This is a genomic window from Gilliamella sp. wkB171, from assembly GCF_001693755.1.
Classification (GTDB): Bacteria; Pseudomonadota; Gammaproteobacteria; order Enterobacterales; family Orbaceae; genus Gilliamella; species Gilliamella apicola_F.
This window is the reverse complement of the sequence record NZ_LYST01000039.1, coordinates 198,429-221,148: the sequence shown is the minus strand read 5'-3', so window position 1 is coordinate 221,148 and position 22,720 is coordinate 198,429. Positions and strand designations below refer to the sequence as shown.

The window sequence follows — 22,720 nt, the reverse complement described above, 5'->3', positions numbered from 1 at the left end:
AAATCCACATTATTCTTTATCGGTTAAAGGTAAAGTTGGAACATTATTATCAAACCACTTTGAATAAATGTTGGCATAAGTGCCATTATCGATAATTTTTTTCAGTCCTTGGTTAATCATATTGCGCAATTTATCATTACCTTTTGCAACAGCGATACCAAAATATTGCGGCTCAAAATTTTGATCAGAAATCAGATTAAACTCTTTACCGGGATGCATTTTGATATAAAACTTAACTACACCAACATCGCCAATAGCAGCATTAATGCCTTCTTCATATAATTCTTGCAGTAACAAAGGTGTGTTATCAAAACGTTTAATTGACGTACTGTTTTTTCCTAATACTTTAGATACAACCACATCAGCTGTACTACCATTAACAACACCAACAGTATGAGAGCTCAAATCAGCGATAGATGTTATTTTCGACCCTTTTTGAGTCACAATAACTTGCTCAGCAGGAAAATAAGGTAAAGAAAAATCAACAGAATTTTTACGTTTTTCGGTAATCGTAATACCTGAAATGATAATATCGCGCTCACCATTATCTAAGGTAGCAAAAATACCTTCCCATGGTGTATTAATTAATTTAATTTTAAAATGTTGAACATCTGCAATGGCTTTAATTAAATCGATATCAAACCCTTCAAGTTGTTTTGCGCTATTTTCGTACTCAAATGGTCGATATGTACCGCCCGCGCCGACTACATAAGTTGCATCATCTGCATACGAATAACTGGTTGTTAATAAAATAACAATACTTAAAATTAGTGAAAAAAAAGATTTGATCATTGTCTATCCTGCCTTGAAATAAATGGGGAAAATATAATAACTTTTGAACAAAATATTGCAACACTATATTAGAGCGTAATAACAAATAACGTTAATAGTTATAATAGAGTACTGCGTTTTTTTGCTGATTCACCACAATTACTAGCAAAAAATTTTCTAGCACAACCAACGCTTTGTTACTGCATTACAACTATGTTAACTCAATTAAAAATTGTTTAAAAACATTATGTTATTAATATATTGTTTTAATGATTTATTTTGACTACTGTTAAACTCATTTTTTAGTATTAAATAAAGTAGAGCTAAACATAAAAAAGCTCACAAATGTGAGCTTATTATCATACTATTGATTGATTAATGATTCTGATAGATATCCCAAGCGGCCTGTAATCCAGCACCTTGGGTTGTTTTAAAGCCTACACGGTTTAAGACAGCTTCAAATGCGGTTAACGTTTGCATTACACATTGCTTTCTAGCGTTGTATCCCATAGTACCAATACGCCATACATTACCTTTAAGTGGACCAAAAGATGCGCCAATTTCGATACCAAAATCATTTAACATTAGGTTGCGGACCTCTAGATCATTAATATGTTCTGGTTTTTTAACACCAACCACATTATTCATTTTATGAGAAATATCACCAAATAGCTCAAGTCCCATAGCTTGCAATCCTGCAACCATTGCCGCACCATTAACACGGTGACGCTCAATAACGTTATCTAATCCTTCTTGTAAAACAATGCGTGCACATTCTCTCGCAGCATAAAGCATCGATGTTGCTTCAGTATGATGATTGATCCGTTCAGCCCCCCAATAACGGATGATCATGTCAATATCAAAATAGTTAGAATAAATAATTTCGTCACTACCACTGCTATCGCCATCTACTCGAATACCCAATTCCACACATTTACGTGCTTGAATGATATCAACCATTTGTGGACTTAACGTTAAGGGTGCAACACCTGGAGGTCCACTAAGACATTTTTGTAAGCTGACCGATACCCCATCTAACTGCCATTTATCGACTTCAAGTTCATTACCAACAATAGATGCAGTGGCATCAACATAAGATAATACGCCATGTCGACGACAAATTTCACCAATTTTATCTAACGGTTGCAACAATGTCGTTGAGGTATCACCTTGTACGCAAAGTAATAATCGAGGTTTAATTTTTTTAATGGCATCTTCAATCACGTTTGGATCAAAAACTTCACCCCATGGAACTTCAATGGTATGCACATCTGCTCGACAACGATGTGCTATTTCACAAAGTAATAAACCGAAACGACCAAAAACAGGCACTAAAACTTTATCACCAGGACGAATGGTAGAAACAAGCACCGCTTCGATACCGGCACGAGCGGTACCATCGATAACAAATGTTTGTTCATTTTTAGTTTTAAAAATGTCTCGATAAAGTTCCATGGTTTGATTCATATAATCAGTCATAACAGGATCAAATTGACCAATTAATGGAGCAGCCATTGCTCTTGTCACGCGTGGATCTGCGTTAATTGGACCAGGACCCATAAGCAACCGCGTAGGCGGATTAATTTGATCATATTTGTTTAGGTCTAACATTTATTTTTTTCCTTTATTTATATTTAATTATTTCAATAATCACACTGCATAGTGACTTATCGTTTTTTATCAATATTTTTTAAAAAATTATTTGCTATAGGATGATGAAATTTAAATAAATTAACAACTTCACTCATAACCTTGCCCATATGTGATTTTTTCCAAGCAAGTGATAATGGAGAGGGTTTTCGTTCGTTAACCACTTGGCAAGCAATTAAATCGCCTGAATCTAAATAGGGTTGGCAAATCGATTTTGGTAAAAATCCGATGCCAAGACCTTTTAAATGACAAGCTAATTTGGTTGAAATATTCGGGACAATAATCTCTGATTGACTCGGTAATAACCAAGCTACGCGTTTATTCATATGTACTGAAGTATCTTCAACATTAATGGCTGGGAATTTTCGTAATGATTCATTAGATAGTGGCCCCTCAATTTGGGTTACCGGATGATTTTTAGCGGCAACAAAAATCCAACTTACCTCGCCTAATGGAAGAATATTGATCATATTATCTAACGATTCAGTACCGGTGGCGCCAATCGCAAGATGGCATTCACCATGCAATAATGAATCCCAAACGCCCATATAAACTTGGCGAGTAAAGTTAAAATTGGTAAAAGGAAATTTCTCTTTTAAATGCGCCAACAATTCTGTGACGGCATCAACATCATATAATAAATTATTAATCGTTACATTGACTTTACGCTCAACACCATCTCGGATTTGCTGAAGCTCATCGGGCATGGTCGATAACCAAAGTAACCATTGACTACAATGTTCATAAAGGTGCTGACCTGCTAAGGTAAGCGAAACCGATCGCGTGGTCCGTTCAAATAATTGGGTATTTAAGTCAGTTTCTAATGATTTAATGCGATAACTAATTGCTGCTGGTGTTTTATAAAGCAACTTAGCCGCCTTTGAAAAACTATTACATTCAACGACTTTGGTAAATGTTCGCATTGTTTCAGTATCTAACATGATTCAACCCTCTAAAATAAAACGATCAATGCCTAACCACATACCAAGTAAAAGATCGGCACCAGAGGTATGACCATAATTTAATAATTTATCTATTGATGAATGATCTAACCTATTTTGGTTAAGTGCCTTAACCATCTGTAGTACTAATAACGAAAACTTACCTTCTAACGCATAATTGAGAAAAGATGCACTAATTAACGTTGTCAAAGAATTGAAAGATAAAGCTGACAAGCCATGCTTTAGTTGACTTAATTTACCGACAAAACGAACATCGCTTGAAATGATCGCGAGAAGACCCACTAAAATATCATCCATACTAGGTGTTAAACCTGGACCTAAACCTATAAACGGTGTAATGTCAACAACCTGTCCATCCATCAATTGTTTAATTTTATCACACAATAAATCAAGTTGTGGTGCCGATTTATCTATAATATTATCTTTCAAATTGCCAAACAATCCGGTCGGATAATCGACTTGTTGTAATAGCTGTACAATGGACTGTTTATTGAAGCTCAGCTTTTCATAACGTTTGATTTGCAAATGACATTGATGAGTATGATTCATGATTAAAATATCACCGCAAACCAAATCACCATTTAGTAGTTGATCTATTTTGAATTCATTGTTTAATAAAACTGATTTAATATAATCAAAATCTTCAGATTTAAGCACCCACCCCATTGGTGATATGCCACTTGCATATCGATGAAGCGTAATTAACTGCTGATGAGTATTAATTAAATTAATCGTGTGCTGATGTAAGCTAAATAACGATAAAGCACCTTCGATTGTTGGCGCATGAGCACTAACAAGCAAAGGCCTAATTTTATGTAAGTAATTTTGATTCGATAACATGCAACTGTACCGATTATTCAGAGTAAAACACGTGTTTATTAAGCGATTATCAATATGTTGATTTAATCGATTGCAATTAGCATGCATCATATTCATAAATTATACTTCGAGCTTTTTAGCCAGTGCTTCTAATGCTTTTTCAAAACAGGCTAATGGTGCACGCACTGTTCCTGCGCCAATTTGACCAATGCCTGCCTTTTTATGAGCAATACCGGTATTGATTAATGGCGTAATTCCGGTTTCAACAATGCGGCGTATATCTAATGCCATACAGCACCCCTGAAAATTCCAAGATGGTATTTGAAATAGCATGTTATGTTCTAAAAATATTTCACTCATCTCCTCTGATACCTCGTACGCAACATCAGCACCACCTGCACCTACAAATCGTGTAACACCTGGCGCAGCAACCATTGCAGCACCACCTATACCAAAAGTTTCAGTTATAGCACTGTCACCAATATCGGGATTGGCATCTTGCTGTGAATAACCGGTAAAAAATAGGCCTTGAGGTGTATTTACTGGAGCGGTAAACCACTGATCACCAAGGCCACTAACTTTAATACCAAAATCTTTACCATTACGTGTCATCGCGGTAACAATTGTCCCAGCTTGAATCTGGGCGGCACTATCCATTACGGATTTACAAAAAGCCATAGCTACATTTAAGAAAAATTGATCTGTAACACTTAAAAAATCAAAGATTTTTGCCATCTCTTCTTGGCTACGTTTAAGTACAGCTAATTTTGGTGACAACGTGCGTAATAATAATGCAGAAGCAGCAATATTACGTTGGTGAAATTCATCTCCCATAGTAATGGCTTGCGCCATCAATGCGGTTAAGTCAATGCCTTTATCAAATAATTTAAGTGCATCATTTAATGCTGGGCCTAATGATTCTTTCATCCAACGATGGCGATTTAAGACTTCTTCACCATAAGCACCAAAGCGCATGACTTTACCAATACCTTCGTTCAAATTACAGTATGCTCGGTTACCATGAGTAACATTTTCAACAACAACCATTGGCATATTAGCAGAGGTAATTCCACCCATTGGACCGACGGCATTAACTGAATGACAAGGAATAAATTCTACTTTACCTGACTGTAATAACTGTAAAGCTTCATTTTCATCTTTCGCCCAACCTTCAAATAAACAAGCACCAATACAAGCACCTTGCATTGGTCCTGTCATATCATGCCAAACAATAGGTGGCCCAGCATGCAGTAATTTTTGTCCTTGTGCTAACGTCGGTACCGCTTCTTTTGCTGCAACTACGCCAATCCAATGAGGCCTAGCCGCTTTAATTCGTTCAATAATAGCTTGGTTTGCTTCATTTATTGATGTATTCATATTGTCAAAACCTCTTAATTTAATTTCTTCAAAATAGCCGCTAATTTTTGATTACCGCCCGCTATTGGTGCCCATTGATAATGCACAACAGGTACATTCGATGCTTGAAGATCTTCAGCAAAGCTTCTAAGACCGGCATTAATCACACTAATATGATCAAGTAATGGGTACTGTTTTAACGAACGTATTTGCTTTAACGGTGAAATGAGTTTTTTTGCCAATAAAATTGCTTCCGGTAAATTGTCCATCACCACGATATTGGCAGCTTTTAAGGCATCAATCTGCTTGCTACGGCATTGTGGATCTTGCTCAGAACCGGTTACAGTAACAATCGCAATTAAAGGATTATCAGCTGCACGTTTAGCACACGCTTTTTGATAACCCGTAATAATGGATTCGGCAGGGTTAGTATTAGCGCCATAGCCAATAACCAAATCCAATAATAGAACACCAACACTTGTGTTATCACCTAACTGAGAAATTTCTTGTTCACGAATTGAAGGATCAATCATTGGATGTGGGCGACCTACAGTATAAAAATCATCACCAAGATCAATTATCTTATGACCGTTTTGATCTAACATGATGCCTTTATCATGATTTTTGCAAACCGTTAAGCCAAGCTCGAGAGCAAGTAACATAGCCGCTTCTGAAGCTAATGTGCCCCCAGTATATAAACCTAAAATAGAACGATGTTCCGCATGACTTAATTCACTTGCACTTGCTTCTACTTTACCTAATAAACATGATAATCGCGCCGCTTCATCCAACGTTCGGGCAAAATAAATATTTTCATCTTGTGGTTTATCTATGTTAGAACCTAAAAATATTGCGACAATTGGTTTGTTAATCAACTTCATGGCAGAAATCACTTTTTTACGCACACTCTCCGCCGGCGGCTTAGAAATAAACGTGATCACCTGTGTTGCCTGATCCGCAGCTAGCATATCTAAGGCAGTTAATGCACTAATACCACCGACTTCTTGAGATAAATCCCGCCCACCCAAACCAATAGCTTGAGTAATCCCCTGATTTAATAAGGCAATTTGTGAAATAACTTCTTGGATACCTGTTCCAGATGCACCAATTACGCCAATATTTCCCTTCGCAATGACATTGGCAAAAGCTAAAGGCGCACCAGCAATAATGGCTGTACCGCAGTCCGGTCCCATTACAATCAAATCTTTTTCTGACGCTTTGGTTTTCAAGCGAATTTCATCATCAAGAGAGACATTATCCGAAAATATCATCACATTTTTGTTATCATCCAAAGCTTGTTCAGCCAATCCAGCAGCATACTCACCCGCTATAGAAATAAGCACCAAATTAGCATCAGGCAATTTTTGATTTGCGCTAGCAAAACGTCTTGCTTTAAGTAATTTACTCCCACCTTGCTGTTGCTGTGCAATATTTTTTAACGCATCTTCTAATTGTTCACTAATCAACTCCACCACATTACAAGAATTATCATGAGTTTTAATAGCCACACAAATATCATTGGGTGTTGCTTGATTAAACATATCATCCCAAAAACCGGTTGCAGTAAGCAGCGACTTATTGGCTGGGGTACCCATCATGACGGAAACTTCATCAACTTCATCAAGATTACTGAGTTTTTTTGAAATTAGCATTAAACTAACTGAATCTTGAAAGCTACCTTTTTTTATAAAAGATTGAATCATGAGACTTGGCCTTTCAGTTATGAAAAAATTAAGTTCTGTTTAGATATAGACAGATACTCACTTATTACTTATTGAGATAGTTTCACAGACGGGAATGATTGATTTTACAGGTGCATCCTGTTACCCGTTTTAAATTATTCTGATTAATAACAATAAATAGTAAGACACTATCACATCTAATTTACAGATTGTATTTATATATTACGTAAAAAATAGTGAATAAGTAGGTTGGATGTCACAAATTGACGATTAATTATAAAAAATAAAACATATTAAAATCAGCAACATAAATGATTATTAAAAAATTTTTTATAATACCAATTCATTAATTTAATTAAATTTTAAAAAATTAAAAAAGCTAGTTTGATCACATTATTATTTGCTATTAATAGTATGGTAGATGACAAATTAACTTTTAATGTGTTTCATTATATACAAATACACTTAATGACAGTAACAAGTTGAACAACAGGTAAATACACATGAATATCTTATATGATGATGTTGCTAACGCAGTAGACTGGATATCTAGCTTTGGTGGATTAAAACAAGGTGGTACAACGCGCCTGCTCTATAGCGCCGAATGGCTCGCTGCCCAAAATGCACTCAAACAAAGAATGACTGAAATCGGCATGCATAGCTATTTTGACGACATTGGAAACTTATATGGACGATTTGAAGGCAGTAAATACAAAGATGAAGTTATCATGTCAGGTTCGCATGTTGATACCGTAGTAAACGGTGGCAAACTTGATGGACAGTTAGGCATTATAGCGGCTTTACTTGCAATGCAATACCTGAAAGAAAACTATGGGCAACCTTTACGCACATTAGAGTTAATCTCGATGGCAGAAGAAGAAGGTAGCCGCTTTCCTTACGTCTTTTGGGGCAGTAAAAATGTATTTGCTATCGCTAATCATCATGATGTTGAAACAATACAAGACAGCGAAGGCATAAAATTTGTTGATGCCATGCAAACATGTGGATTTAAATTCAATACTCAACCTGCACGCAACAATATTAAAGCGTTTTTAGAAATTCATATCGAACAAGGTGGCGTTTTAGAAAAAGAACAAAAAAGTATTGGTGTTGTGACAAGTATTGTGGGTCAACGACGTTATAACATTCGATTAATTGGTGAAGCCAATCACGCCGGTACAACGCCTATGGGATATCGTAAAGATGCGGTGTATGCATTTAGTCGAATCTGTAATGAATCAATTAACAAAGCAATCAAAGTTGGGGATCCACTTGTGCTTACTTTTGGTCACGTAGAACCCAAACCGAATGTGGTCAATGTTGTACCCGGTGAAGTATTATTCACTATGGATTGCCGTCATACGAATAAAGCCCAGTTAGTTCAATTCACGGAAGAGATCGAAGCTGATATGCTGCGTATCGCCAACGAACTTGGACTTGAAATCGAAATTAATCGCTGGATGGATGAAGATCCAATTCCGATGGATAACAAGCTAATCAAAATGTTAGAACAGATATGTAAGGAAGAAAAACTCAGTTATCGAGTAATGCACAGCGGAGCGGGTCATGATTCACAAATATTTGCTCCACGTGTGCCTACAGCAATGTTATTTGTGCCAAGTATTAAAGGTATTAGCCACAATCCGGCTGAAGATACAGATACAAAAGATTTAGTAGAAGGCATTAAAGCACTCACGCACGCCCTATATAAATTAGCTTATCAAGAATAATAAGGAATTAACATGACCATAATAGAAAAAACGGGTGGAATTAAATATTGGCATAAAATCGTTGTATTATTATGCCTAGGTTGGACCGTTATGTGGATTTATCGCCCAGTATTAACCGCGATTTTTCCAGAAGTCCAACAAACTATAGGACCACAATCCAATACTGCACTTGGACTCATTGCCAGTTGTTACTTCTTCGCCTACACCGCAATGCAAATACCCGCAGGTATGTTAGTTGATAAGTTTGGTAAAAAAGCGGTAGTCATCCCCGGCTTTTTACTCTTCACTATTGCAGCATTAATCATCGGTAATGCTCATTCAATCACAATGATCTATATTGGTAGTTTACTTGCTGGTTTAGGCTGTGGTTCTTATTATGGTTCTGCGTGGTCACTTTCAGCTGAAAATATTCCGTCAGAGCACCGCGGTTTCGCATCGGCAATCATCAATACCGGCTCGGCTTTAGGTATGGGGATTAGTTTGTTAGCAACGAGCTTTTTAGTCAAATCATTAGGCATGCCATGGCAATACATGTTATACATTATTGCTGCATTGTTGCTCTGTTTAGTTGCGGGTTTTGCAATTATCATCAAAGAACAATCTAAAATTAAACAAGCAAAACAAAATGACAATATCATCAAAACAACCGCTACTCAACAAGTAGAATCACAAACATCACATAGCTTTTTTAGTAGCCGAATGGTTGCATCGTATATCATGTATTTTGCCACATGCTATGGTTATTATATGATTGTCAGTTGGTTACCTAACTTTCTTGAAACAGAACGTGGTTTTACTGGTGGTAGTATTGGATCTGCATCTTCTTTAGTTGCATTTGCAGCAATTCCAGGTGCACTAATCATCAGTAAAATTTCTGATAAATATAGAAACAAACGCCTATTATTTATCATTGCTCTTGAACTAATCGCCGCAGCAACATTACTAACTACAGTACAATCAGCAACGATAACTTTCTTACTCGCTGGATTAATTTTTTACGGTTTATTTGGTAAATTGACTGTAGAACCAATTCTGATTTCACATGTTGCCGAAACTGCCCCTAAAACTAATTATGGCACTTCGTTTGGCGTATTTAACTTTTTTGGTATGAGCTCGTCTGTTATCGCTCCCCCATTAACAGGTTATTTAGCAGATTTTACCGGCACCAAAATTACCGGATTTTACGTGGCAATTGCTATCTTAATTATTGCAACCGTGCTGTTCTTCCTTCTTAACATGCATAAAAGCGCGAATAACAATTAATAATCTGTGCCGATCATTATATTTATGATCGGCAAAACACATTTTTCTAAAACTAGGCTGTTTTCAACGGCGCACTATTGTATTACCTAAAAAATAGTCAGCCGAAATAAAAAATCAATATGTTCCAAGGAGATAATTATGGGATATATCAATAACAACACAGGTTACCCAAAAGACTTATTAGCATCAAGAGCAATTATTAAACGACAAAATTACGCGCTCATTCCGCCTGATGGATTGGTAAAAAATATCATTCCTGGATTTGATAATTGTGACATCACTATTTTATCGACACCTAAATTGGGCGCATCATTTGTTGATTATTTAGTCACCATGCATAAAGATGGCAATAACCTACAAGGATTTGGTGGTAAAGATCTTGAAGTTTTTGTCTATGTTATTCAAGGTGAAATAACCGCTAAAGCCGATCAACAATCGTTTCATTTACAAACAGGCGGCTACCTTTACTGTCCTTGTGGAGTAAAACTTTATTTACAAAATATGACCAGCTCATCTCGCCTATTCTTGTACAAAAGACGTTATACCCCACTCGATGGACACCAAGCTCGAATCGTTTCGAACCATGTTATTAATCTGGAAAATATTCATTATGAGAAGATGGATAATGTATTTGTACAAGACTTACTACCAAAAGAACTTGGCTTTGATATGAATTTTCATATTTTAACTTTCCAACCGGGTGCAAGTCATGGCTATATTGAAACTCATGTTCAGGAACATGGCGCATATTTACTCAGTGGTGAAGGTATGTACTTGCTTGACAATGAGTGGATACCGGTCAAAAAAGATGATTATATTTTTATGGGCGCTTATGCATTGCAAGCTTGTTATGCCGTGGGTAAAGAGCCATTAAGTTATATTTATTCAAAAGATTGCCATCGTGATGTCGAAATTTAATGCAACGTACTATTTTGTTTCTCAAGCCAAATCGTGAGCTGAGTTAAGCAACTACAGTTACCAAAACAATATCGATAGACGAATAAAGCGAATCCATGAATAACCAAGCAGGTAAATGCATTATTAAAAACTAGGTCACTTTCTTATTCGGACAGTGACAAAAAATCAGTGGTATTACCGCATTTGATTAGCTCAATATTAACAAGAAAACGCAGTTAATAGCGAGTAAATGTATTAATACTTTAAAACAATAAGCAATTTTAATAAGTGATCAAGGATATCATATGGAACTGATTGTTATTGCATTAGGCGGCAATGCAATTTCTAAACGAAATGAACCACTATCAATAGAGAATCAATATCGAAACATTGATGCTACAACCCAGCTTATCGCAAAACTAGCGGGAAAATATCATTTAGTGATTGTGCATGGCAACGGCCCACAAGTAGGTTTATTAGCACTACAAAATGCGGCTTATACACAGGTTCCTGCCTATCCACTCGATATTCTGGTTTCCCAAACGCAAGGTATGCTCGGGTATATGATAGGTCGCAGTTTACAGCAACACGAACATGTTAAAAATGTTGTCACCGTGCTAACCCAAGTTGAAGTTGATCCCATTGACCCTTCTTTTGAAGATCCAACCAAGTATATAGGGCCAGTATATCAACCAGCGCAACAACAACAGTTACAAGCACAATATGGTTGGCATTTTAAACAAGATGGACAATATCTACGTCGAGTGGTGCCGTCCCCCAAACCGCAAAAGATTCTTGAAATTGACACCATTAAACAATTACTTAACAAAGACACTATTGTCATTTGTAATGGTGGCGGTGGTATACCTGTCATTAAAAATCAACTTGGATATCAAGGTATAGAAGCGGTTATCGACAAAGATCACAGTGCAGCGCAACTTGCCATACAATTAAAAGCCGATCACTTAATGATTTTAACTGATGCTGATGCGGTATATGAAAATTGGGGAACCCCACAACAAACGCCATTACATCATGTTAATACAGAACGATTAAAACCGCTTGCAGTTGATGATGGTGCTATTGGCCCTAAAGTCAAATCTGTCATTGAATTTGTTGAAAAAACCAGTAACAAGGCATACATCGGTAATCTAACGGATATAGAGTCTTTATTAGCGGGTACTAAAGGTACAATCATTACAAAATAATATAGCCAAACAGGCAAAACATATATTTGGGAGAGTTTACTATGCGAGTTGACAAAAAAACATTACATGATCTAATCGCGAATAAAATGCATAAAGCCGGTTTAAGTCAGGAACATGCAAACATCGCTGCCGATGCATTAGCTTTTGCTGATGCCCGAGGCATTCATTCACATGGTGCTGTAAGAGTTGAATACTATGCAGAGCGTATTGCCAAAGGTGGCATGACCGTTAATCCTAACATCACTTATAAAGAAACAGGTCCAGCGAGCGCTATTCTCGATTTTGATAATGGCTGTGGTTTGGTTGCAGCCAAAGTTGGCATGGATAAAGCCATTGAAATGGCGAAGAAGAATGGTGTAGCGGTCGTCGGTATACGCCGTATGTCACACAGTGGATCACTGTGTTACTTTACCGAAATGGCAGCTGCACAAAATTTAGTTGCCATTTCAATGTGTCAATCAGATCCAATGGCTGTGCCCTATGGTGGAGCCGAAGAATTTTTTGGTACCAATCCTATTGCATTTGCAGCCCCAACGGCCGATGAGCGAGTTGTATCATTTGATATGGCAACTACGGTACAAGCTTGGGGTAAAGTACTTTACGCACGCTCCAAAGGCGCTCCTATTCCGCCAACATGGGCTGTTGATGAGCACGGTGAACCAACTACCGATCCTCATAAAGTCAATGCTTTATTACCGATTGCTGACGCAAAAGGTTATGGTTTGATGATGATGGTTGATATCTTATCGGGGATATTACTAGGCTTGCCTTTTGGTAAAAATGTCTCTTCAATGTATGCAGACCTATCCAAAGGACGCGATCTTGGGCATTTACATATTGTCATTAACCCAGAATATTTTATCGGTCTTGAAATATTCAAACAAACTATGTCTTCGATGCTCGATCAATTAAAAAATGTCAAACCCGCTAAAGGCAATAGCCAAGTATTCTTTCCTGGTGAACGTGGCAAAAAACGTGAAGCAGACTACCTAAAAAATGGTATCGAAATTGTCGATGACATTTATAACTATTTGATTAGTGATGACATTCACTACAACCGGTATGATCATAAAAATAAATTTGCGGAGTAAACACAAATTTCTGACATAGATAAGTAAAATATTGTTCGCATGCGAACACCCTAGCTTATTCAAGGTTGATACCGGCTTTACAGGTGTCAACCAAAACGAATATAAAAACTTAGTTCTATCGTTTTATAAACAAATTAACCAACTATCAGCAATAATTATTAACTGAAAATCTTCTGGTATTTATTAACCAATCAAGAGCAATATATCACGAATAAAAGATAGCCTTGCAAAATATCACAATTTCAAGACTAAACATTACTTCTGCCTACACGGCAGTGAACGAGCACCCGAAAATTTCGAACAGTTCTAGCGATTTCTAAACTACCTACACGGCAGTGAACTAAGTGATCTCTTGTTGTTAATTGCCGTGTGTTTTCTAAACTACCTACACGGCAGTGAACCTCTAGCAACAGTCGTTATCATGTTGACACTTTTTCTAAACTACCTACACGGCAGTGAACCAGGGTTTATGTTCATGACATATGTTGGCTGTTTTCTAAACTACCTACACGGCAGTGAACTCTGTAAAGCCAACAATTGTCGCTCGATATTTTTTCTAAACTACCTACACGGCAGTGAACATCGGCTTTTTCTTGATTACCAAGTTAGTAATTTTCTAAACTACCTACACGGCAGTGAACCGTTACAATCAACTCCCCATGCAAGTGATCATTTTCTAAACTACCTACACGGCAGTGAACAGTATGCATAAGCGGGTAAGCCTACACCGACTTTTCTAAACTACCTACACGGCAGTGAACTCATTGATATACGAGTTATAAGCGAGTTTGGTTTTCTAAACTACCTACACGGCAGTGAACCTTAAGACTGAATACGAAGTCAGTCTAACAATTTCTAAACTACCTACACGGCAGTGAACTAGAATCTAAACCACTATAACTGTTGTTGGCAGAAAGGTAAATGATGTTTTGCTACTAAAAAACCCTTTTTTTTATGTGCTTTGTAATATATTGATTTTATTATTTTTTATATCTGGTGAAAAAAAAGGGTTGGTAAAAGGGTTAGTCGTATACGCGTTAGCATTCAATTGTGAGTTTATAAACAGCTTTGTCGCGAAGTTTTTAGGCAAAATATCCATAGCTTGATACTCAATATAAATTCAGTCATGAGAATTGCTGTTTAGCAATGCTGACAGGTTTAATTATCTTGTAATCTACGATATAAAAAATGACCGATGATATATAAAATAAGTTATACACGCAGAGCATTGATATTTAGCATTATCCAAGAAACAATTGTGCAATTGTCATCAGTTGATTATATAAAAAATAACAGGTATCAATCCCCTTGGAGGGTTGATTTCAACGTTTATTATCCTGATAATATCATTAAATAATAATTATTTTGAAATAAAATATCCGTTTTTACAGATAGTTACCTTAAACTGATCAACATCCTAGTTTCATCGACTTGGTTGCTGACTTAAAAATGCCACCCACTAAATTGTTCAATTTTTGTATTAACGTTCTTTTTAATCAGCAGTTATCACTAAATAGATAATAATTATAATAATCAATAAAGTTGAGAGATGTATTCAACGCTATTTGTATCTATTTTTACCGTATTGAAACTTGCATATTTCTTTTTTCTAGTTTAATTTACATACACAAATTGACAATAATTAGAGAGTAAACATGACGATATCATTCAAAGAACAACAACAACGAATAAGCTTTGTGAAACATTTTTTTGCTGATCAGTTAGCCGAAAATTTATCCCTGATTGAAGTGCAAGCACCATTATTAAGTCAAGTTGGTGATGGTATTCAAGATAATTTATCTGGTACAGAAAAAGCTGTTCAGGTTAAAGTTAAAACGATTGCTAATGCACAATTTGAAGTCGTTCACTCTTTAGCAAAATGGAAGCGTAAAGTATTAACTGATCACCATTTTGCTGTGGGTGAAGGTTTATATACTAATATGAAAGCGTTACGACCTGATGAAGATCAGCTTTCACCAATTCATTCCGTATTTGTCGATCAATGGGATTGGGAAAAAGTAATAAGTCCAAAAGATCGTACTCTTACTTACCTAAAACAAACAGTTGAAAAGATCTATTCAGCGATTAAAGCAACAGAAAAAGCCGTATCAGAAAAATATCACCTTTCACGCTTTTTGCCGGAATCCATTACATTTATGGATAGTGAACAACTGTTAAAACGTTACCCTAACTTATCACCAAAAGAGCGTGAAAATGCAATTACTAAAGAGCTGGGCGCTGTATTTTTAATTGGTATTGGTGGCTATTTATCTAATAACGAAAAACACGATGCCCGTGCACCCGATTATGATGATTGGAGTAGTGATAATGAAATGGGTTCTAAAGGCTTGAATGGCGATATTTTAGTTTGGAATCCAGCATTAAATAGTGCATTTGAAATTTCATCAATGGGCATTCGCGTCGATCCTGAAGCGTTGAAACGTCAACTTAAGATCACTCATGATGAAACTCGTTTACAATTAGCTTGGCATCAAGCATTAGTCAATGGTGAGTTATTACAAACTATTGGTGGTGGTATTGGCCAATCTCGATTAGTCATGCTGTTGTTACAACTAAAACATATTGGGCAAGTACAAGCAAGTGTTTGGGATGAAAAAACCAAACAAAGTTATGCGAATTTGCTATAGCCAAAATACATCATACTTTGCCATTATTGGTGAAGTATGATAATCATTAACAGCTTTTTTCTAATCCCATCTGCCAAAAACCAGCTTCAAGCTGGGTTGCCGTTTTAAAAATGGTTTTTAACTGTGCAAAACGTTCTGCATTGATATTAGATAAATTATCATTAATCCAATTGATTTCATCTTGCACTGCTTTTTGAAATTCATCACCACAATACATGTCGATCCAACTTATATAGGGATTATTTTCTGCATTATACCAAGACTGGGCTGTTATCCAATTTGCGATCATGCCATAACCGATCAAGCATGGCGCTAAAACAATATGTAAGTCAAGAATATCACCTTTTAAGCCTACATCTAAAACATAATCGGTGTAAGCAATGTTAGCTTTGGCTCCAACTAAACGGGTTAATTCTGATTCAGTGATATGCCATTGTTTACAATAACGAATATGTAAATCCAATTCTACTTCAACAATAGCTTTAAGGCTATGTAATGCTTGTTTGATTTCTAAAAGATTACGGCTTTTATAAACTGCAAGTCCCCAAACCCGCGAAAAGTTAACCAAAAATAGATAATCTTGCTTTAAATAGTGTTGAAAACAAGACTTATCTAACGTTCCTTTACCAAGTTGTTCGATAAATTCATGCTGGATATAACTATTCCAATCTGTCTGGCATGAATCAATAAGGGAATAAAATGAAAACATAAAATACTGTTACTTAAATAATCAATTTATAAAGGCTTAAAACTGATTTTACCCATTAAATACCCATTTTGTCGGAATTAAGCAAATCAGATGCAATGGGCAAATTTGAGCCCAAAACATAGTGAATTAATTAGCAGCGTCGAAAAGTAAATTAAACAACTAAATTAACAAAAGCTCGCTTTGGGTATTTCATGTTTAATTCTAATCGACGCTTTACTATCAACATTACTAGTTAGTGGTTGATTCTGATGTTTGGTTAGGACTTGTTTGGTTTTCCGTTTTTTGCTGTTCACTAGAATCAACTGGTGCTGTTGTAGTTGGTGCTACTGTTTCTGTTTTTGATTGCTCAGGTTGAGACTTGGCATCAACAGCTTTTTTATCTGTGCTTTTTACAGATTTGCTAGCAGCATCATAACGCACATAGACAATATTTTGTTGACCACGATCACAAGACCCCACAATTTGCCCTTCAATTTGTTGTTGAGGTTCATTTGATGAAACAAGTTTCAATTGAAATTGAGAGGCTTCAACACCATTATTTTTGATTTTTTCTGCGATATTAGCGCTGATCTCATCACAGTTTGATGCACTAGCTATCATTGGTAGACTAACTAATAAAACAAAGGCTAACTTTTTCATATTATTTCCTTTTTTATAAATGATATTTTATCGAGTGCATTATAAAACTATTGGTTAATCTGTCTATAGTGTTTTTGATAAAGATAAAAAAATATTTTTTATTAAAATAATAGGAAAGTTAGCCCGTTTAAAACGCAGTAAACTAACGTAATTTTAATGATGTTTATCTTCCAATGATTTTAATTTATTGATAATCCAGGATCGGATATTAGCTAGTTCTGTTTCGCTCAAGCTATTAACAAAATCTCGTTTTTCATGTAACGTTTTTCGATCATCTTCAGTTAAAACCACCCCATCTAAATTTAACAATACTTCTTTTCGATAAACTGAATAAATGAAGTCTTTTATTAACTCATCTGAAAGATTAATTTCTGTCATAATATTTCCTTCCTTTATCGCGATTTTTACCCAGCAAGACGATCATCTTGCCAAGATTTGTGGTACTACTTTGCTAATACAACGTCTCTAATTGAACCACTAACATTTATCAAAAATTTTTTAAAGTTTAAATCCAGATAGAAAAATCAAGTTCATCACTTTTACTATAATAATATATAAACAACATGACAATGAACAAGTTTTGCACAACGCTAAAAATCTTAAAAGGGGATAACTAGCAAATTATTCACTGTACTCTTTGATAAGTATTTAACAAACCTGTTGATAACTCCGTATTATATTGATTTATTTTAATTTATTTGCAAGGTTAAATATTAACCTACTGCTGTATTAATTTCAAACTTTATTAAAAATATGAACTCAACATAATCAACGATAGCACAATTAAGAGAAAAAGGAGAGGAAAACTACAGGAATTAAGCTTGATTTCACTGTAGTTTAATAAATAATACGATTTATAAAGCGGTGAAAAAAGCCATTAAGCCAAAGATGACGCCCGGTGAATTGGCAATAGCAATTGGCCAATCTTTCTTTTCGCGCAATAAGCCATAGCAAACCCATAACGAACAGTTTATTGCTGCAGCCAATGGTTGAGTGGGATTAGATTTGTAACCATGAAGATTATCAATGATTTGTGGAATATAAGAAACATACATGCCAAGTGAAGCGATAGTAGCAATTACGCCCAAATAATGAAACGCTTTAGGTGAAAGATTCAAGACCTACCTCCCTACTGAGTCGAAAAATAAGGGATTCAACTCTAGCATATATCCCTTAAAAATTGTACTCAAAAACCTCATCCAGAATGTTAATTATTGATAAAGGATTTAACAAGATTTTGCATTTATGACGCCCTGCATCACAAGTTAATACCTTTTAATAAGCAGAGTAATGTGTACCACCAAGATTCACTATTTAATGTAGGCCAAATAACATACTAAAATTATCAAATCATAAAACAAGCAAGAGACTAAACTCAAGAATACTTAATTTAATCATATAAATAAAACAATATGGCGCAATTGGTAAAGGGATGATTCATAACCTTAAAATGATTACAAAAACAACTTATCTAACTCAGATAAATCTGGCATAACCGTTAATCCCATCCTTTAAATGGAATTTTAAAAACTATAACCGCCTACACGGCGTTAAACTTAATAGCTACATTATGGATCAAGGTTATCGTTTTCTAAACCACCTACACGGCGTTAAACTCTTGCAGACGAATATTGTCAGAATAAACCATTTTCTAAACCACCTACACGGCGTTAAACTTGGTCAATCATTGTTATCGTTTATTCTGCCATTTCTAAACCACCTACACGGCGTTAAACTCACGTTAGCGCCATTCGTTGGTGGCGTTATCTTTCTAAACCACCTACACGGCGTTAAACTTACTGCTTCAGTCAAAAATTCCTCATACGCATTTCTAAACCACCTACACGGCGTTAAACTCTCTGGACCATTGCGCCGCCTTGCAATTGTGTTTCTAAACCACCTACACGGCGTTAAACGTTACGATCCATCACATACCGGCGATAGCGCATTTCTAAACCACCTACACGGCGTTAAACTAGAAACCAATACACTATAACGCTTGTTGGGCAAAAGATAAATCTTTGTTTTAGGCTTAAAAACCCTTTTTTTACATTAAAAATTAACCTATTGATTATAAACAAGTTTAAATTATAGTAAAAAAAAGGGTTTTGTCATGATGTTTATTGAACTTGTAAAGTTACCCTATTTTTATTAGTAGGTCTTTGCTTTAGGTAATAACAAAAAGTCTTTGATTATCATCAAAGACTTTTTAGTAAATTAAAAATAAAAAACATCTAAATTTGCAAAATATAAACCTGATTATTAAGAATATTTTTATGATCAAACTGCTGTTTAATTGCTTGCATTAATTGGCGATTTTCTTCTGGTATGGCCTGCTTAAAATAGTTAACTTTAGCAGTACCAATACCATGTTCTGCAGAAGGAAGACCACCTAATTGATGACATTTTAGATACAAAGCACAATGGACTTGTTCAAGTAAGCATTGCCATTGCGCTTGCTCTCTACCATCGCGTAACAGACATAAATGGATATTGCCATCACCAGCATGCCCAAAAGCTAACATTCTTACACCGGTTTTTGCTTCTAATTGTTTGGTGTAATGAATAAAATCAGCAATTTTATTAATGGGTACAACAATATCTATAGGATCTTGCTCTGTCACCGCTTCAACAGCGCGAACTAGTGACCCGCGCACTGCCCAGATTTGGCTAGCTTGTTCTGCAGTTTCTGCAATAAAATGTTCACAATCAGCCAAATTAGCCAGTAGTTGCTGGCGCTGTTGTAATATAGTCTGGTGATCAGCACCATCTAACATAACAATAAGATAGGCTTGTGCATTGGGTAATGGAAATTGAAACCCCGAATATCTTTCACCCCACTGCGCGACCTGACGTTCTACAAACTCCAATGCTGTGGGTGTTAACGTTTGTAATATAGTTGTGATATTTGCTATAGCTAAATCAATACTTTTAAAACCAATAATTAAGGTTTCGAAAGCTTTTGGTTTAGCAATTAACTTTAAAGTGCATTGCGTAATAATACCCAGTGTCCCTTCACTGCCAATAAAGAGATGTTTTAACGAAAGCCCGGTATTATCTTTAACATTTTTACTACCAAAATTTAAAACGCTGCCATCAGCCATGACCACTTCTATTGCTTGCACATAATCACGAGTCACGCCATATTTAACCGCACGCATGCCACCAGCATTAGTACTTATATTACCGCCAATAGTGGCATTTTTTGCACCAGGATCGGGCGGATAAAACAGGTCTTGCTTTTCAACCCATTGTTGTAAATCTTGTAATAAAATGCCTGGCTGGACAGTAATGGTGAATGTCTCTTTATCCAGTTCAACAATATTGTTCATTAAAGATAAATCAATAATAATGCCACCATTAGGAATGGTTGAACCCACCAAATTTGTACCCGCGCCACGCGTTGTAATATTGATCCCCTTTGAATAGGCATATTGAACTATTTGTGAAACTTCCGCTGTTGTTACTGGATAAACCAGTAGTTCAGCTTGTCCATATTTCAATTGCAGTCCATCACTTAAGTGAGATTTTGGAATATTGTTTTGATAAATGATTCGGTTAGGATCTTTAATAATAGTTGTAATTGTATTCATGTTTATACCGATTATTTATAGCTGCGATCAAAGTGATTAGCTAATTTATCCCCTAAAAATTGAATTAACATCACAATAAAAATCAGAATGATAATACATAAAATCAGGATTTCTGTGACATAACGTTGATAGCCGTAACGAATGGCTAAATCACCTATTCCACCCCCGCCAACCACACCGGCCATTGAACTAAAGCTAATGAGCGAAATTGTCGTTACCGTTGCATGGCGAATTAATTGTGCCATCGCTTCAGGAAATAGTATTCCAATAATTATGCGAATATGTGATGCTCCGCTCGCTACTGCCGCTTCAATCACGCCTTTATCTATCTGACTAAACGCATTTTCAGCTAATCTTGCATAAAAAGCGATAGCCGCTAACGACAAAGGAAAGATAACCGCTTTTGGTCCAACAGTCGTGCCTACAAATAAAGCACCTAAAGGTAACACCGTCACCATTAAAATCAAAAAAGGAATTGAACGAGTCGCATTAATGATAAAGTTAGCAATACTATTCATTACTCTATTTTTGAAAAAAAACGGATTAGACATCAAAAACAGCAACAGCCCGATTATTGTGCCAAATAAAATACCAGCAAGCAGTGACCAACTGACCATAATAAAAGTCTCGTAAGCGGCTTGCCATAACATTTGTGCCATTTCAGCAAGGGTGAGTTTTATCATTAATATATTTCCTCAATAATCACACCTTGATTGTGTAACTTTGCAATAAGATTCAAGATATCATCGGGATCACCAATTAACTCTATCACTAGATTGCCTAACGCTTGCTCGTTAAAATACTCGATAAAGCCATGCAAAATATTGAAAGCGACGCCTGTTTCAAGCGCTGATTGATATAAAATAGGTTGCGTAGTATTTTCATTAATATAGCGCAGTCTAACCAATTTACCTTTAGCATTTTGTTTAATAAGATCGGGAAGATGAGTATTTTCATCAATATTAAGAAAGTTTTGGGTAAAGCGTTGTTTTGGGCAAGCAAATAAATTGAATGTGTTATTCATTTCAACAATTTCACCTTGTGACATTACCGCAACCCGATGACAAATTTTTTTTACCACATCAATTTCATGGGTAATAAGAACTATGGTTAAGCCAAATTTTTGATTGAGCTGTTTGAGTAAATCCAAAATAGCACTGGTTGTAGTTGGATCTAATGCACTGGTCGCTTCATCACATAGCAATATTTTCGCTTCATTCGCTAAGGCCCTTGCAATACCGACTCGCTGCTTTTGCCCACCACTAAGCTCGGCAGGATAAGCATAAGCTTTATCGCTCAACCCTACCAATGTAAGAAGCTCTTTCACTCGGTTTTTTACGGCATCACCCTTTTTACCCGCAGCCTTAAGAACAAAGGCAATATTTTCATAAACGGTTTTTGAACAAGCAAGGTTAAAATTTTGGAAAATCATACCGACTTGAAAACGAAAGGCCTGTAAATGGCGGCCTTTCAAAGTGCTAATATCAACACCATCGACAATAACTTGTCCTGACGACGGTATGGCGAGTCGATTAAGCGTTCTTACCAATGTACTTTTACCTGCACCACTTGAGCCAATAATGCCAAAAATTTCGCCTTGATTGACATCAAATGAAACATTTTTGACGGCTTCAACTATTTGGCCTTTTGCCTCAAAACGCACCGATACATTTTTTACTTGGATTAAAGGTGTATGTTGCAT

Annotated in this window: 19 protein-coding genes and 2 CRISPR repeat arrays; of the genes, 6 read left to right on the top strand and 13 right to left on the bottom strand. The window is 36.0% G+C overall.

The window, feature by feature from the left end:
* Positions 1 to 9 precede the first annotated feature (9 nt).
* From A9G03_RS05990 to fdrA, 6 genes are all read right to left on the bottom strand, one after another.
* Positions 10 to 792: a basic amino acid ABC transporter substrate-binding protein gene (locus A9G03_RS05990; RefSeq protein ID WP_065798686.1), complete on the bottom strand. Its 783-nt coding sequence runs from the start codon at positions 790 to 792 to the stop codon at positions 10 to 12.
* A gap of 354 nt (positions 793 to 1,146) precedes the next feature.
* On the bottom strand, positions 1,147 to 2,382 hold the full coding sequence (locus A9G03_RS05985; protein ID WP_065798685.1) for a pyridoxal-phosphate-dependent aminotransferase family protein: 1,236 nt from the start codon (positions 2,380 to 2,382) through the stop codon (positions 1,147 to 1,149).
* A 56-nt stretch (positions 2,383 to 2,438) separates the two neighbouring features.
* Positions 2,439 to 3,362, bottom strand: a complete 924-nt coding sequence (allS, locus tag A9G03_RS05980; protein ID WP_065634182.1) for an HTH-type transcriptional activator AllS — start codon at positions 3,360 to 3,362, stop codon at positions 2,439 to 2,441.
* A gap of 3 nt (positions 3,363 to 3,365) precedes the next feature.
* Entirely contained in the window at positions 3,366 to 4,223 is an 858-nt protein-coding gene (locus tag A9G03_RS05975; protein WP_065634181.1) for a DUF2877 domain-containing protein, read from the bottom strand.
* Between the two features lie 99 nt (positions 4,224 to 4,322).
* Entirely contained in the window at positions 4,323 to 5,579 is a 1,257-nt protein-coding gene (locus A9G03_RS05970) for a DUF1116 domain-containing protein (protein WP_065798684.1), read from the bottom strand.
* A 14-nt stretch (positions 5,580 to 5,593) separates the two neighbouring features.
* The gene (fdrA, locus tag A9G03_RS05965; RefSeq protein ID WP_065798683.1) at positions 5,594 to 7,261 is read right to left on the bottom strand and encodes an acyl-CoA synthetase FdrA; all 1,668 of its coding nucleotides are present in this window, start codon (positions 7,259 to 7,261) and stop codon (positions 5,594 to 5,596) included.
* A 482-nt stretch (positions 7,262 to 7,743) separates the two neighbouring features.
* Between fdrA and allC the strand changes: the two genes are divergently transcribed.
* The 6 genes from allC to asnA all read left to right on the top strand — a co-directional run bounded on the left by allC (position 7,744) and on the right by asnA (position 16,077).
* A complete protein-coding gene (gene allC, locus A9G03_RS05960) occupies positions 7,744 to 8,970 on the top strand; it encodes an allantoate deiminase (protein WP_065798682.1) in 1,227 nt (408 codons plus the stop codon).
* A 12-nt stretch (positions 8,971 to 8,982) separates the two neighbouring features.
* Positions 8,983 to 10,233, top strand: coding sequence for an MFS transporter (locus A9G03_RS05955; RefSeq protein WP_065798681.1), 1,251 nt, complete (start codon positions 8,983 to 8,985; stop codon positions 10,231 to 10,233).
* A gap of 138 nt (positions 10,234 to 10,371) precedes the next feature.
* Positions 10,372 to 11,151: a (S)-ureidoglycine aminohydrolase gene (gene allE, locus A9G03_RS05950; RefSeq protein ID WP_065798680.1), complete on the top strand. Its 780-nt coding sequence runs from the start codon at positions 10,372 to 10,374 to the stop codon at positions 11,149 to 11,151.
* Between the two features lie 284 nt (positions 11,152 to 11,435).
* Positions 11,436 to 12,338, top strand: coding sequence for a carbamate kinase (locus tag A9G03_RS05945; RefSeq protein WP_065798679.1), 903 nt, complete (start codon positions 11,436 to 11,438; stop codon positions 12,336 to 12,338).
* A gap of 41 nt (positions 12,339 to 12,379) precedes the next feature.
* On the top strand, positions 12,380 to 13,429 hold the full coding sequence (allD, locus tag A9G03_RS05940) for an ureidoglycolate dehydrogenase (protein WP_065634163.1): 1,050 nt from the start codon (positions 12,380 to 12,382) through the stop codon (positions 13,427 to 13,429).
* A 312-nt stretch (positions 13,430 to 13,741) separates the two neighbouring features.
* Positions 13,742 to 14,309: direct repeats of the CRISPR family, unit length 29 nt; unit sequence TTTTCTAAACTACCTACACGGCAGTGAAC.
* A gap of 775 nt (positions 14,310 to 15,084) precedes the next feature.
* Positions 15,085 to 16,077 carry an aspartate--ammonia ligase gene (gene asnA / locus A9G03_RS05935; RefSeq protein ID WP_065634164.1) on the top strand — a complete coding sequence of 331 codons (993 nt, stop codon included), beginning with the start codon at positions 15,085 to 15,087 and terminating at the stop codon, positions 16,075 to 16,077.
* Positions 16,078 to 16,123: 46 nt separating this feature from the next.
* Here asnA and tenA read toward each other — a convergent pair whose 3' ends face one another.
* From tenA to A9G03_RS05900, 7 genes are all read right to left on the bottom strand, one after another.
* Positions 16,124 to 16,786, bottom strand: a complete 663-nt coding sequence (gene tenA / locus A9G03_RS05930; protein ID WP_065798678.1) for a thiaminase II — start codon at positions 16,784 to 16,786, stop codon at positions 16,124 to 16,126.
* A gap of 228 nt (positions 16,787 to 17,014) precedes the next feature.
* Positions 17,015 to 17,425 (bottom strand): DUF1161 domain-containing protein, encoded by a 411-nt coding sequence (locus A9G03_RS05925; protein ID WP_065798677.1) that lies wholly within the window; start codon positions 17,423 to 17,425, stop codon positions 17,015 to 17,017.
* Positions 17,426 to 17,578: 153 nt separating this feature from the next.
* The gene (locus tag A9G03_RS05920; RefSeq protein ID WP_065634167.1) at positions 17,579 to 17,803 is read right to left on the bottom strand and encodes a hypothetical protein; all 225 of its coding nucleotides are present in this window, start codon (positions 17,801 to 17,803) and stop codon (positions 17,579 to 17,581) included.
* A gap of 476 nt (positions 17,804 to 18,279) precedes the next feature.
* Positions 18,280 to 18,543 (bottom strand): SemiSWEET family transporter, encoded by a 264-nt coding sequence (locus A9G03_RS05915; RefSeq protein WP_081297501.1) that lies wholly within the window; start codon positions 18,541 to 18,543, stop codon positions 18,280 to 18,282.
* Positions 18,544 to 19,013: 470 nt separating this feature from the next.
* Positions 19,014 to 19,402: direct repeats of the CRISPR family, unit length 29 nt; unit sequence TTTCTAAACCACCTACACGGCGTTAAACT.
* A gap of 257 nt (positions 19,403 to 19,659) precedes the next feature.
* Positions 19,660 to 21,018, bottom strand: coding sequence for an FAD-binding oxidoreductase (locus tag A9G03_RS05910; RefSeq protein WP_065634053.1), 1,359 nt, complete (start codon positions 21,016 to 21,018; stop codon positions 19,660 to 19,662).
* Positions 21,019 to 21,029: 11 nt separating this feature from the next.
* Positions 21,030 to 21,701: a methionine ABC transporter permease gene (locus tag A9G03_RS05905; protein WP_369126354.1), complete on the bottom strand. Its 672-nt coding sequence runs from the start codon at positions 21,699 to 21,701 to the stop codon at positions 21,030 to 21,032.
* Positions 21,701 to 22,720: a methionine ABC transporter ATP-binding protein gene (locus A9G03_RS05900; protein ID WP_065634052.1), complete on the bottom strand. Its 1,020-nt coding sequence runs from the start codon at positions 22,718 to 22,720 to the stop codon at positions 21,701 to 21,703. The genes A9G03_RS05905 and A9G03_RS05900 overlap by 1 nt, the downstream gene beginning before the upstream one ends.